Here is a 13744-nt window from a genome sequence, read left to right as displayed (position 1 = left end):
TGGTGGTTAGGGGGGGGCTTTTGTTTTATGTTTCAGGTTTCAGGTTTCAGGTTTCAAGTTTCAAGTTTCAAGTTTCACGTCTTGCAGGTAACTTCAAACCTGAAACTTGAAACAAAATTAATTTTAAAACATTCCGTTTTTGTTAATAGAATCTTTAGGAACAGGTTGTCCGAGATCCCAGAGTTCGACTATTTTATCATCCTTAAATTTTAAAATGTGAACTACCGCAAAACCAATATCTTCTGAATTTTGTTTTAAATGAGAATGTACAGCAACGAATTTATCATCTTCTAAAATATGATGGATTTTGAAAATTTTATTCGGATTGGTTCTGGCAGATTCTTCCATGGCAAGCATTAAAGTATCTGCATCGCCTTTGAAGTAGGCGTTGTGGTGTTTGAAATTCTTTCCGACATACAATCGAAAACCTTCGTGAGGATGCCCTTTTGCTGCCAATTTCAGGAAGTTTTTAGCGATTTCTTTCTTAGTCATGATTCAAGATTTAAAAGCAAACTAAGTTATGAAATAAAGCGCTATAAATTTTGTAGAAAAGGATTAGAAATTTATAAAATTAAAGGGCTTTAGAAAGCTAATTTCGAGTTACTTTTTCATTGCTTCTGTTTTCAAATTAGCAGGCATTTTTTCAATTGCATAACGTAATGCAGTACGGGGCATTACCGCTTTCTTTGAAACGACATAATCAAACACTTCATTCTGATGTGATTCGCTTGCTGCTTTTAGCATCCAGCCGTAGCCTTTCTGCACCAAATCATCTTTGTCTAAAAGAAGTATATCAGCCAATTCTAAAATGTTATCTAAAAACAATCCTTTTCGTGCAGGAATAATTAATGTAACGGCTGCTGCGCGTTTAACCCATCGGTTAGTGGATTTTGCCCAATTCGTCAATTCTAAAATATATTCAGGATACATCATGATAAACGTACCAATTGTATGGTTGCATAAAGTATCGCAGGTCGCCCAATTTGAGACGTAATTCTGAAGCCAACGGCTGAAAATTATGAAATCTTCCCGCTCATAATGTTTGCGCAAAGCATATGACCAATTGCAAGCAATAATGCATTCTTCAAAATTACCTGAGTGCCAAAGCTCTTCGCATAAATCAAAAATTTCTGTTTTATTTTTTCTTTTAATTTCTGTAAAATATGCTTTACTAATTTGATTGACAATGGGAACTTTCACGCCATACGATTTGATTTCTTCTTTGAAGAATCGTTGCGAACCGTTTTTTGTTTTTTCATCAATACTTTCATTTAGTGTTTGACGAATTTGTTCGATAATTGTTTTCATTCTATACTAATTGTATTGAAAGGCTTTATTATCGCTTTTTATCGATAATTCTAGAAGCTAAATATGCCATTGGAATATAAGCGAAAATTAAATCTACAAAACCAAACCAAATAGGAGATGGCAAAGTAAAAATCGTGACAATACCTCCAAACAAAAAGAAAGCTCCAATTCCAAAAGCTAGTTTGGTTTTGTGTTTAATTGCGGTAATAGCTGTGGTTAATGCTCCTGCGAAAGTACCGATTGCGTGCGCCAAAAATGGGAAAAGAAAATGCTTTGGCTCAAATAAATGCATGGTTGCTTTTAAACCTTCAGTAGTAGTAGCATCTGCGCCATTTGGAGCGGGAATTATGGAGCTGCTTAATAAAATAATGCTCATATTGACAATACTGCCAATAACAAGCCCTGCAATTACAGCCAAAGTATTTTTTAAAAATGGATTCATAATTTTCACTTTTTAGCTAACGAATTTATGAAAAATAAAGCAATTAGTTAAAAGATTGCCTGAATTCTAAAGGAGAAGTGTTCGTTTTGGTTTTGAATAATTTGCTAAATGATTGCTGATGTTCAAAACCGAGTTCAAACGCAATTTCGCTGATGGATAATGTAGTGGTTGAAAGCTTTTCTTTGGCTTTTTCAATTAATTTATTGTGAATGTGCTGTTGAGTGCTTTGACCTGTATGCGTTTTTAATAGTGCGCTTAAATAATTAGGAGAAACGTTTAAATTTTCGGCGATAAATTGTACTGTCGGAAGTCCTTCCTGTTTCAAAGAATCGTCAGTAAAATGATCTTCGAGCAATTTTTCTAAACGTGCTAAAATCTGATGACTGCTTATTTTTCGAGTGATAAATTGTCTATTATAAAATCTTTCGGCATAAGTCAGAAACAATTCGATTTGGGCAATAATTACATCTTGGCTAAACTTATCGATATTAGATTGATATTCTTGCTGAATATTTTTTATGATATCAATGAGCATATTTTCTTCTTTATCAGAAAGATGTAGCGCTTCATTGACTGCATAGCCAAAGTAATCATATTGTTTGATTTTCTGGGCAAGCGGCGTATTCCAAAGAAAATCAGGATGAATCAATAATGACCATCCTGTGTGCAGCATTTCGGCATTTCCTTCTATAGAAAAAACTTGTCCCGGCGAAAGAAATATTAAAACTCCTTCTTTAAAATCATATTCCTGTTGCCCGTATCGCATCTTTGCGTTGGCATTTCTTTTTAAAGCAATCGAATAAAAATCTAGCATTAAGCTTTTTGGTTCTTCGCTATTCAAATATTTTAAGTCTTCAAAATTGTAAACGCTAACCAAAGGATGTTCGGGTTTAGGCAAATCTCTAAAATCATGAAATTCGCTTATTGTTTTAAATCGAAAAGGTTGCTGATTTGCCATGCTACAAAGTACTTAATTTTGATTGAAAATAGAAGCAAATTCTTTAGCATAATCTGCTAGTTTTGTTTTTCCTAAAACTGCTGGACGATTTTTATAATAATCTTCAGCAAGCAAACCGCTGTAAAGCGCAGCGTACATTTCTACCAGACCTTTGGCAATTTTGGGTTGCATTCCAACAGCAATTAATCCGTTTAGTGTTTCTTCGTCGCTTGTCAATTTCCATTTTAAATCTGGATTTCCGATTGCTTCTCCCAAAATTTCTGCGGTTTGATCTCCAGAGAGTTCTTCGCTCGCCACATAACGTATTTTTTTTCCGTCAAGCGGAGTAATAAGTTCTTCGGCAATTGCTTCTGCAATATCTTTTGGAGAAACCCACGGAATCAATTGGTCAGCGCCATAATTTGCAGCAATAAATCCTTGATTTTTAATCATCGTGATATAAGCCAGCAGATTGTAATGAAAAGAAGTCGGACGCATAAATGTAATTGAAACATCTGAGAGTTTGTTCAAAACCGCTTCGATTTCATTATAACGCTGAATAATTCCAGAACCTTTTTCTAAATGTGCACCAATACTGCTTAAAAATACGACACGTTTTACGCCAGATTTTGCGATAGCCTCGGCGTAATTATTTCCAATTGTATGCGTAAAAGCATCCAAATCAAGATTCGGATCAAAATAATTTGCACGCGGAATCATGCAATATACGGCATCTGCTCCTGTAAATGTTTCAGTTAAAAAAGTGACATCATTTACAGAACCAATCGCAGCTTGAGCACCAAGATTTTCAATTTCCGATTTTCTTTCGGTACTGCTTGCAATAACTGTAATTTGGTGTCCTTCATTTAATAAAGCTTTCGCTAAAGGCTTGCTAATGTTCCCTAAAGAACCTGTAATTATAATTTTCATAATACTATTTTTTTGATGATACAAAGTTGCAAAGCATCAGCAAAATAGATTTAGCCAAATCTATGATTGACGTAGCCTAAAATAGTATTATGAAATGTGATTCTATTTTGCAGACAGCTTTCTTTCCGTTTCAATTTGAGGTTTTCCAGTGGCATTTGGCATGCCTTTTCCGGTTTCAATTAGTTTTTTCAAACTATTTTCTATGTAATTGCTCCAACCTGCTTTGCAAACATCAAAACATTCGTATTCTGGAACCAAACCGACATGTGTAAAAGTGAGTTTTGTTTTGTCGTTTTCTTTTGAAATATCAAAAACGGCTGTCGTATTTGTCCATTCTGTATCATCTTTGGTAAAGCTGAAATAGTTTTCTTCAATCAGCCAGACGATTTTCTGATTCGGAATTACTTCAATCAATTTGATTTTACAGCGATGAACATCTTCGTAATGATATTTAAATTCGTCACCTTGATTGGCTGTTTTTCCTTCAATTTCTTCAGACCACCAGCCTCGAACATTTTGTATGGCTTTAAAAACTTCTTCTGGCGATTGATCTACAATTATAGTTGTGGTAAAATCGTGTGCATTCATAATGAATTGATTTTTAAATTAGTAATGTAAATTTACAATCTAAAAATCAATTGATTAAGGTGTTTAAAAGACAATTTTAAGGGGTGTTTCGGACAGGTGGATTTTAGATTTTGGAATTTTGAAATTTCAATATTGTTTTAATTTTTTCTGGAATTTTAGTAATCAGTTCAAAGTGTTTTTCCATTACATTTTCCAGTTCCAAAGTTCCTCCTAAAATTATCATTTCTTTATTTGTAAAGCGTTTTCCAAGACGATCTTCGAGCATGATTTTTTCCATGCTTTGTGCGATTTCAATTTCGTGTAAAAAAGCATTTGGGTGACCCGCTGTGCAAATTACAAGTCCGTACGGAATGGTTTTCATTTTTCTGGAAGTTTCGTTTTGTCCGTAGGCATATCCTACTGAATATACACGGTCAAACCAGCCTTTTAGTTTTGCTGGACAATCGCTCCACCAAACGGGATATAAGAAAATAATGCAACCTGCTTTTTCTATTTTTTCTTGCTCTGCCAAAACATCTGCAGGAATAGGAAGCTGTATTTTTGCAAAACCTTCGCGTTCGTATTCTGCTTCAGACATATCGCTAATAAAATTGGATGCATACAAATCGGAGATTTCTATATTCCAGTTTTCATTAGCCAAAACAGATTTCAATTTTTCTAAAACCTGAAATGTGTATGATTTTTTGCTCGGATGTGCGTAAACAATTAGAATATTCATTTTCAGACTTTTTAAAGTTAGAATGTTTTAAGTTTAATCTGATTTGTACGAAAATACAAATTATAATGAAATAAAATTATTCTTCAGAAAATTCTAAAATATCGCCAGGCTGGCAATCCAAAACTTTGCAGATGGCCTCGAGTGTGCTGAAGCGAATGGCTTTTGCTTTACCCGTTTTTAAAATGGAAAGATTGGATAAAGTTAAATCTACTTTTTCTGAAAGCTCGTTTAATGACATTTTTCTCTTTGCCATCATGACGTCTAAATTTACTATTATAGGCATAATCTTTTCTTTAAATAGTTAAGTCAATTTCAGATTGAATTTCGATTCCTCTTTTAAAAATCTGTCCTACAACTAACATTACAATTGCCATAAAAACCCAAATGCTATGTCCTTCCAGATTAAGTGATTCTAGAGAGGGAAGTTTTACGCCATTAAGCATTAGCCAATTGTTGAATTTGAAAGCCCAGAAGGAAAATAGTCCGATACCGAAAGCAAGATAGGAAAGATAGGATATGAATCGTCCCATTTCGGCAGTAAAAGGCTGTTCTATATTTAGTTTTTTCTCATGCAGCATTTTTACAATTAGATAGAACATAATTGCTTTTAAGATGGCTACAATACTGATAAAACATATTTCTTGGATGTAAAAACTAGTACTATAGTTGTATAAATCTAGTAAATCGAGAAATCGGGCATTGTACGAATTAATCGTCATCGTATAAATTCCGTTAAAGAGATACATTCCAGCTTCTACACATAAGCCAATAAAAATAATCCAAGATAAAACATTCAGGATTTTTAGGATTTGCGGTGTTCCAATTTTAATTTCCATAGTATTCAAGATTAAAAGTATGCTGCTAAAATAATAAAAATTTATTGATAAACAATAAATAAATAGTTTTTATCAAAAAAAAAATCCAGCATTAAGATTTGCTGGAGTTGCTTTTTTCTGTATTTGGAAATATATTATTTGAGTGCTTTTCTTTCGTTTTCGAGCATTTTTTCGATATTGAAATAAATTCCGTCTACATTGTAAACGCCTTTTTCAAAACTTAAAAAGTCACAATTATCTACAAGTGATTGTCCTTTGGATTCGATTTCGAAAAGATTAAGTAGGATATATTCGTGATCGACCATTAGAACATGAAAACCAGTTTCGCATTTTTTGCCGTCACCCGAAGAAAGAATTACATTCATGATGCTGTGAAATTTAAAAGCAGCAATTTTTGCGGCCACTTCATCGCCTTTTAAATGGTAAACATGAGCTAGATAATTCAGCTGTCGCAAGTCAAAAGGAAAGTCGTTTAAAGAATTATTGGCTAGTTTTATAATTTCATCATAATCGGAAGTTTCTAGTTTTTCTTTGGCGTAATATTTACGAAGTTTTTCGTCTTCTGGTGATGTCCAGAATGCGTTGTATTTGGGTTGAAAAACGTAGCCAAGATACAAATGGCGGTATTCATCATGCGTTAAAAGAGTATCATTTTTTACCAGTCGTTCCATTAATTTCGGATAAAAAAACTTTGAATTTTTATCGTTAATTTCTTTTTCGATGGCTTTGTAATCTGGTTTTGTAAATCCAATTTCTTGGGCGTTGATCTGAAATCCGAAACAAAAAATAATAAGAAAAACTAGTTGTTTTAGCATGATTTATATGGTTTTAGGTTAGGGTTTTGGTCTAACTAGAATACAAATTATTTTAACACAAAATCTTCTTATAAATACAGATGCGTGAAGGATGGGAGCGGCATCTCCCGATTTAGAAAAACAAGGATTTTAACCCGTAGTTTTTGTTAATCGGGAATATTGCGGACAGCCTGACCTGAGGGGCACGCCCAAATAAAACTGAAACTTATTCTTCTGGAGTATCAGTAATCCATTTTCCTTTTTCTTTGGCAATATCGATTAATTTCTGCCCATGTTCGGTCATTAAATTTTGCTGAATCATACGTTCGGCTCTTTCGATATTGGGTTTGCTCCATTTGCTGGTTTTGGGGTTTCGATGGGAGAAAGTAAGATAATAGCTTTCGGCATCGCGTTTCTTGCAGAGACTGTCAATCCAACCGAAACATAGTGCTTCTTCGGTCGCTTCGATTAAGTTTACGCTTTCTGTTTTGCTTTTTTTATGGTATAAGATTAGCCAAACCGATTTTTCTGTCTGGCTATTTTTCTCAAGCCAAGTGCGCCAATCTTTTCTGGTTGGGGCGTAAACTGCTAATTTTCCGTCTTTAGTTTCCATCTTTTTAGTTTTATTTTATAAAGGTAAAGCGGGTTTGTGACAACAGTGTGTCAGCAATAAAATTAAAATAAAATATTGAAAACTAATTTGTTATGCTTTTAGGGGTTATTTTAAACGAAGTAGTTCGCCTTTTCGTTTGACAATGTTTTTGTAATCCCATTGAATTTCTCGGCTTTTTTCTAACCAGCGTTTCAGATCTTGTTCGTTTATTTGGTCGACGTTTGTATAGCGTTTTTCTGCGGCTTTAAAGGAGCCTTCGTTTTGAAGTTTTTCTTCTTCAAAAGATTGCCCGCTCCAGAAAAGCAATCTAACAGAATCTTTTAATTTGCTATAGCCTACAATCGGATTTCCGTCTAAAAACCAAACGGGATGCGCGTGCCAGATTTTATTTTCGGCATCAGATAGATTTTTACTTATGATGGTGTAAAGAGCATTGCAAATTTCTTTGTTTTCTGCAGTCTGAGAATTGTTGTAATCTTGAATCTGACTCATATTCTTTAGCATTTAGGGTTATTTTACATCTTTGGTTAACTCAAATAGAATATACATTCCGTTGCTAGAATTTCCTCTCGATTTTTCTGTAAATCCTTTTTTATGATAAAATTTAATTGCTTTGGTATTGCTTACAAGGCATTTCAAAGTAATTGGAAAACTAATTTTTTGTATGGCGGCTTTCAATAATTCAGTGCCAATGCTATTTCCTTGATATTTATTGGCAATGTAGAGATGATGAATAAAATTGTTGGGCGTCCAGATTGAAATAAAACCTACGGGAATATCGTCTATGAAAGCCGTTAAAATGAATTCTCCTTGCGTTTGCTTATCGAAATCTTCTAACTTGAATTCTGATGTGTCTTGATCTGTAAAGGTGAGTTGTCTTTCGTTTAAGAAAAGCTCTCTTAGATGTTGCAAATCGACATTTCTGGATTCTACTATGCGTAACATTTGCAATTTAAATTTATTTGTCTCTTTTAAGGACGATAGTGGTTTCTTCATTAGAACTATTAAAACTTGTAGCTCTTTTTCCTTCTAGACTAATGTTGAATTTGATTTCGTCATTGCTTTTGAATTCTACTATGGCTAGAATTCTTCCTTTTTCAATTGTTTTTCCTTTTTCAAGGGATGAAGCAATAATGTCTAAAGTTATGGGAACTTTAGATTCATCGATTTCATATTTTAAAAACCCTTTTTGTCCTTTGTTTTTTCCTTCTTTTACTTGAAAACCTTCGCCATTTATAAATTCACCATTAATGGTCATTGAGATAAAATTATCTGAAGTGAAAATCATTTTATTGGATTGGCCATTTGAATCGATTGCATTCCAGCGTCCAACTAAAATTTGTTTTTTGCTTTGTGCATAAGCTGCACTGGTTAAAACTAAAAAGAGTAAAAGAAATTTTTTCATTACTTGAGTTGTTTATATATCTAATTTATTGTTCTTCTAGTACAGAATTGCCTTTTGAAAGATCTCCTGATGTCCATTGCCAGGTTTCATGAAGTCTAATTTTTCCGTTTTCTAAAATTTCAGGTTTAGAAGTGCAGACTCCGGTCATTAACTCTCCTTTTTCATTAATTTGATGATAACGCATTTCGATAGTGCCTTTTTCATTTACTAGGCCGATAAGGTGGCCTTTTTTTATTTTTCCTCCTGAATATTCTGAGGTTAAAATTACTCCTTCCTGTTTATAATGAAATGCTGTTTCACTAGATGTTTCTCCGTTTTCACTATTGCTAATAGGTTTGAAAATTTTATTATTGTAATCGATCATTTTTAATCCCGTTAAGAAGAAGACAAGATAAATAAAAAATCCGACCTGCTTTCGCAAATCGGATTTTTATAAATTGAAAATTATATATAACTCCGTAAAGATCTTTTTAATCTTTACATTGTATATTTTTACAAGTGAATTACTTCGCCGTAAGCATCAGCTACAGCTTCCATAACAGCCTCGCTCATTGTTGGGTGAGGGTGGATCGATTTTAAGATTTCGTGACCAGTAGTTTCCAGTTTACGAGCTACAACTGCTTCAGCAATCATATCTGTAACACCAGCACCAATCATGTGGCATCCTAACCATTCTCCGTATTTAGCATCGAAGATTACTTTTACGAATCCGTCAGCAGCTCCAGCAGCTTTTGCTTTTCCAGAAGCTGAGAATGGGAATTTACCAATTTTTAATTCGTAACCTTTTTCTTTAGCTTGTTTTTCTGTTAAACCAACAGAAGCGATTTCTGGAGTTGCATAAGTACAACCAGGAATGTTTCCGTAATCGATTGGGTCAACGTGTAAACCTTTGATTTTTTCCACACAGTTGATGCCTTCAGCAGAAGCAACGTGAGCTAAAGCTTGACCTGGAGTAACGTCTCCAATTGCGTAGTATCCAGGAATATTAGTTTCGTTGTAAGCGTTTACTAAGATTTTATCTCTGTCGACAGCGATACCAACTTCTTCTAATCCGATGTTTTCGATGTTTGTTTTGATTCCAACTGCAGAAAGTACGATATCAGCCTCAAGAATTTCTTCTCCTTTTGCTGTTTTTACAGTTGCTTTTACTCCATTTCCAGAAGTATCAATTTTTTCTACAGAAGAGTTAGTCATGATTTTCACACCCGCTTTCTTCATAGAGCGCTCCATTTGTTTAGAAACGTCTTCGTCTTCTACTGGAACGATGTTTGGCATAAATTCTACGATAGTAACATCTGTTCCCATTGAATTGTAGAAGTGGGCAAACTCAACTCCAATAGCTCCAGAACCAACAATGATCATAGATTTTGGTTGAGTTGGCAAAGTCATTGCCTGACGGTATCCAATTACTTTTACACCATCTTGAGGTAAGTTTGGTAACTCACGAGAACGAGCACCAGTTGCGATGATAATGTGGTCAGCGCTATATTCTGTAACTTTATTGTCTTTATCAGTAACGTCAAGTTTTTTTCCTGGTTTTAGTTTTCCAAAACCTTCAATAACGTCAATTTTGTTTTTTTTCATTAAGAATTGAACTCCTTTGCTCATTCCTTCCGCAACACCACGGCTACGTTGAATAACAGCTGGGAAATCTTTATCAAATTCAGAAACTTTCAATCCGTAGTCAGAAGCGTGTTTAAGGTAATCAAAAACCTGAGCAGATTTTAAAAGCGCTTTTGTTGGGATACATCCCCAGTTAAGGCAAACTCCACCAAGATTTTCTTTTTCTACTACAGCTACTTTAAAGCCTAATTGAGAAGCTCTAATCGCTGTTACATATCCTCCAGGACCACTTCCTAAAACAATAACGTCGTATTTCATTTTTTTTGTTTTTAGTATTAACTATCGAAAATGAAGTTTGTATTTCCGAAACTCATCTTTCGATTTCTTCTTTTGTTATTTGTGTTTGCGAATTTAAGGATTTATTTTATATGAACGCCTTTAAATTTGTTTTTAAAGTCAGCCTTTTTGTTCTTTTCACAGAAACCAAAGTAATTGTGAATTGTAAATTGTGAATTATGAAGTGTTTTTTGCGATTTAGTGAAAAGTGGTTATTAATTGTGAGTTGCGAATTGCTAATTGTGAATGGTTAATTGTAAAATGTGAAATGTGAAATGTGAAATGTGAAATGTTTTTGCGAATAAAAAAATAAGCCACAGATTATTAGGATTAAAATGATTTTTTGAATCAGTGTTAATCTGTGTAATCTGTGGCTACTTATATATTCTTTGTCACTCTGAGCGGAGTCGAAGAGCTTTACGTGGGACTTCGACTTCGCTCAGCCTGACAATTGTATTCAATTAAAAATTAAAAATTTAGAATTAAAAATGACGAGCTCGGTTTACATTTGGAATTTCCCAACTCATAATTTATAATTAACAATTCATAATTATATTTTAACGTGTCCCCAGTTTTCTCCGCTGGCAATTCTTCTGATTTGCATTTCGCTTACGCCAAATTGTTTTGCAATCATTTTTAGACGTGTTTTTTGTTCGGGTCTTGCTAGGATTTTTTTAATTAACATCACTTTTGTGGTCGTTAATTTTCGTCCATCTGCTTTTAGATTGTGTTCAATTAAGTTCTTTTTTGCTTGAATAACACGTGGACTTTTGCGGCTGTGCGCCATCATTTCTTGTTTGGTCGCCCAGCGTAAATTGCTCATATCATCATTGGCTCTGTTGTAATCTAAATGAAGCACATAAGTTTGTTCTTCAGATTCTTTCGGAATAAAATATTGGGCAACTAATTTGTATAAGAAAAGATATTTGTTTACGATTTTATCGTCTTTTTTAACCTTAAAACGGAAAGTTGGATATCCGTCGCTTAAACCTCCTTTTAAAATGCGTCCGTTTTCAATTTCGTCAGTAAAACTGATTAATCGACCTCTGTTTGAAATGGCGTATCTTAATTGTAATGAGGCATTTATTTCTATTTCTTTGAATTTTTCATCAGGATAAAATCTATTTTGTGGCATTGTCTTTTACATTTGATTTCTATACTCTCAAAGATAAAGAATAAACCAAAAATTCCTGCTATCTAACTGATTGTGAAAGGCCAATTTTATGATTTCTATAACGCTAATTTAACGTTTTAGCATCTTTTTGATAGTTTTTAGTCGGATTTTAATTCACAATTTAGGAATACTGCAGTTTTTTAATTTAGGAAACGAATATTAATTTATAGCCAAATAATTATTAATTTATTATTTGGGACCATTTTTGAAAGTAGCAATTACGTTTTTTGCAACTAAAAATCCCTTAAGATTCAGCCAAAAGTTCCATTCAAAATTCAGTAGGCTTTTTGAATGGAAATGTTTTTTTATATCTTTAATTTAGATAATGTAGTGAAAGCTTAGTTAGCTACAGCAAATTGCGAGTCGTATAAATTTTTATAATACCCATCCGTTTTTTGCAATAACTCTTGATGTGTTCCCTGTTCAACAATCAATCCTTTGTCCATCACCACAATTTGATCTGCATTTACGATTGTTGCTAATCTGTGGGCAATTATAATCGAAGTCCTTCCTTTTGTAATGGTTTCGGTTGCTCGTTGAATCATTTCTTCTGAATAGGTATCAATAGAAGAAGTCGCTTCGTCCAAAATCAAAATACTTGGATTACTTACATAAGAACGTAAAAAAGCAATCAGCTGGCGTTGTCCAGAAGAAAGCATAACGCCTCGCTCTTTTACATCAAAATCATAGTTATCAGGAAGATTCATAATAAAATCATGGACACCAATTTTCTTCGCTGCATCTATTACTTTATCTCGTGTAATTTCTGGATTGTGCAAAGTGATATTATTGTAAATAGTATCAGCAAACAAAAAGACATCCTGCAAAACGACCGCAATCTGTTTTCTTAAGGAAGCTAAAGTATAATTTTCGATATTTTCTCCGTCAATGGAGATGTTTCCGCTGTTAATTTCGTAAAAACGATTCAATAAATTAATAATAGTAGATTTTCCTGCGCCTGTAGAACCCACAATAGCAATAGTTTGTCCAGCTGAAACCGATAAATCGATTCCTTTTATAACTTCTTCTTCTGGAATATAACTGAAACGAACGTCTTTAAAATCGATTCTTCCATTAAAAACTGGTGCTTCAATTGTTCCTGTGTCTTGAATGTGATCTTGTGTGTCGATAATATCAAAAACACGATTGGCGGCGATCATACCTAATTGCATCTCGTTAAATTTATCTGCAATTTGCCTCAATGGGTTAAAAAGCATTCCGATAAACATCGTGTATGAAAACAAATCTCCAAAAGTCGTAAAATGATCTCCATTCAAAATTCTAAATCCACCATAAACAACAACCAAACCTAAAGTGATAGACGAAATAATATCAGCAATTGGGAAGAAGATCGAGTTATATAAAATGGTCTTAATCCAAGCAACTCTGTGCTTGTTGTTGATTTCTTCAAAGTTTTCGGCTTCGATTTTTTCGCGACTAAAAAGCTGTACGATTTTCATTCCTGTTACACGTTCCTGTACAAATGAGTTCATGTTGGCAATCTGTGTTCTTACTTCTTCAAAAGCAACCTGCATTTTACGCTGAAAAATTCGTGTAATGTAAACCAAAATCGGCATGGCAACTACTACAATCCAAGTCAATTTCCAGTTCATGTAAAACATGAAAATAAGAACCACAACCATTTTCATCAAATCGCTTATAATCATAAACAAACCTTGGCTGAAAATGCGGGCAATCGATTCAATATCAGAAACGGCTCTCGTAACCAATTGGCCAACAGGAACTAAGTCAAAATACTTCATTCTGAAGCTCAAAATGTGCTTGAAAAGTTTGGTTCTGATGTCTTTTACAATATCTTGTCCGAGCCAGTTTGCCCAATAGACAAAGTAAAACTGAGAAAAAACTTCCATCAGCAAAACGACTCCCATCAAAATGATATACAGCAATAATCCCATTTTATCATGAGTTTTGATGTAGCCATCCACCGTTTCTTTAAGTAAATATGGTCGAAGTGCAGCGAAGATTGAAAGTGAAATGGCAAATACAATTACGCCATAATAACGCCATTTATAAGGACGCGTATATTTTAAAATTCTTTTGAATAATCCGGTATCGAATGCTTTTGCTTTCATTTTTTTT

General features: G+C 33.8%; 18 protein-coding genes. All 18 read right to left on the bottom strand.

Annotated elements, in window-relative coordinates; translation table 11 throughout:
• Positions 1 to 123: 123 nt before the first annotated feature.
• Complete coding sequence (locus ABTV69_RS21200) at positions 124 to 492, bottom strand: nuclear transport factor 2 family protein (RefSeq protein ID WP_433832385.1); 369 nt, start codon at positions 490 to 492, stop codon at positions 124 to 126.
• Positions 493 to 600: 108 nt separating this feature from the next.
• Positions 601 to 1308 carry a DNA alkylation repair protein gene (locus tag ABTV69_RS21195; protein WP_433832383.1) on the bottom strand — a complete coding sequence of 236 codons (708 nt, stop codon included), beginning with the start codon at positions 1306 to 1308 and terminating at the stop codon, positions 601 to 603.
• 28 nt (positions 1309 to 1336) lie between these two features.
• A complete protein-coding gene (locus ABTV69_RS21190; protein WP_433832381.1) occupies positions 1337 to 1750 on the bottom strand; it encodes a hypothetical protein in 414 nt (137 codons plus the stop codon).
• Between the two features lie 43 nt (positions 1751 to 1793).
• Positions 1794 to 2708 carry a helix-turn-helix domain-containing protein gene (locus ABTV69_RS21185; RefSeq protein WP_433832379.1) on the bottom strand — a complete coding sequence of 305 codons (915 nt, stop codon included), beginning with the start codon at positions 2706 to 2708 and terminating at the stop codon, positions 1794 to 1796.
• A 12-nt stretch (positions 2709 to 2720) separates the two neighbouring features.
• Complete coding sequence (locus ABTV69_RS21180) at positions 2721 to 3617, bottom strand: SDR family oxidoreductase (RefSeq protein WP_433832377.1); 897 nt, start codon at positions 3615 to 3617, stop codon at positions 2721 to 2723.
• 102 nt (positions 3618 to 3719) lie between these two features.
• Positions 3720 to 4205, bottom strand: a complete 486-nt coding sequence (locus tag ABTV69_RS21175) for an SRPBCC family protein (RefSeq protein WP_433832375.1) — start codon at positions 4203 to 4205, stop codon at positions 3720 to 3722.
• 103 nt (positions 4206 to 4308) lie between these two features.
• Complete coding sequence (locus tag ABTV69_RS21170; RefSeq protein ID WP_433832373.1) at positions 4309 to 4923, bottom strand: NAD(P)H-dependent oxidoreductase; 615 nt, start codon at positions 4921 to 4923, stop codon at positions 4309 to 4311.
• Between the two features lie 76 nt (positions 4924 to 4999).
• Positions 5000 to 5206, bottom strand: a complete 207-nt coding sequence (locus tag ABTV69_RS21165; RefSeq protein ID WP_057116634.1) for a helix-turn-helix domain-containing protein — start codon at positions 5204 to 5206, stop codon at positions 5000 to 5002.
• Between the two features lie 10 nt (positions 5207 to 5216).
• The gene (locus ABTV69_RS21160) at positions 5217 to 5759 is read right to left on the bottom strand and encodes a DUF2975 domain-containing protein (protein ID WP_433832371.1); all 543 of its coding nucleotides are present in this window, start codon (positions 5757 to 5759) and stop codon (positions 5217 to 5219) included.
• 134 nt (positions 5760 to 5893) lie between these two features.
• Entirely contained in the window at positions 5894 to 6574 is a 681-nt protein-coding gene (locus ABTV69_RS21155) for a DUF4919 domain-containing protein (RefSeq protein WP_433832369.1), read from the bottom strand.
• 205 nt (positions 6575 to 6779) lie between these two features.
• Positions 6780 to 7166, bottom strand: a complete 387-nt coding sequence (locus ABTV69_RS21150; RefSeq protein ID WP_433832367.1) for a YdeI/OmpD-associated family protein — start codon at positions 7164 to 7166, stop codon at positions 6780 to 6782.
• Positions 7167 to 7271: 105 nt separating this feature from the next.
• The gene (locus ABTV69_RS21145; RefSeq protein WP_433832365.1) at positions 7272 to 7658 is read right to left on the bottom strand and encodes a DUF1801 domain-containing protein; all 387 of its coding nucleotides are present in this window, start codon (positions 7656 to 7658) and stop codon (positions 7272 to 7274) included.
• An 18-nt stretch (positions 7659 to 7676) separates the two neighbouring features.
• Positions 7677 to 8111, bottom strand: a complete 435-nt coding sequence (locus ABTV69_RS21140; protein ID WP_433832363.1) for a GNAT family N-acetyltransferase — start codon at positions 8109 to 8111, stop codon at positions 7677 to 7679.
• Between the two features lie 13 nt (positions 8112 to 8124).
• On the bottom strand, positions 8125 to 8571 hold the full coding sequence (locus tag ABTV69_RS21135) for a hypothetical protein (protein WP_433832361.1): 447 nt from the start codon (positions 8569 to 8571) through the stop codon (positions 8125 to 8127).
• A gap of 25 nt (positions 8572 to 8596) precedes the next feature.
• On the bottom strand, positions 8597 to 8935 hold the full coding sequence (locus ABTV69_RS21130) for a n-acetylglutamate synthase (RefSeq protein WP_433832359.1): 339 nt from the start codon (positions 8933 to 8935) through the stop codon (positions 8597 to 8599).
• 128 nt (positions 8936 to 9063) lie between these two features.
• Complete coding sequence (gene lpdA, locus ABTV69_RS21125) at positions 9064 to 10452, bottom strand: dihydrolipoyl dehydrogenase (protein WP_433832357.1); 1389 nt, start codon at positions 10450 to 10452, stop codon at positions 9064 to 9066.
• A gap of 568 nt (positions 10453 to 11020) precedes the next feature.
• On the bottom strand, positions 11021 to 11605 hold the full coding sequence (locus ABTV69_RS21120; RefSeq protein ID WP_433832355.1) for an NUMOD4 domain-containing protein: 585 nt from the start codon (positions 11603 to 11605) through the stop codon (positions 11021 to 11023).
• Between the two features lie 377 nt (positions 11606 to 11982).
• Entirely contained in the window at positions 11983 to 13737 is a 1755-nt protein-coding gene (locus ABTV69_RS21115) for an ABC transporter ATP-binding protein (RefSeq protein WP_433832353.1), read from the bottom strand.
• Between the last annotated feature and the right edge of the window lie 7 nt (positions 13738 to 13744).

Origin of the sequence: Flavobacterium anhuiense, assembly GCF_050990855.1 — a bacterium.
Taxonomy (GTDB): domain Bacteria; phylum Bacteroidota; class Bacteroidia; order Flavobacteriales; family Flavobacteriaceae; genus Flavobacterium; species Flavobacterium anhuiense_C.
This window is presented reverse-complemented; position numbering and strand designations above follow the sequence as displayed.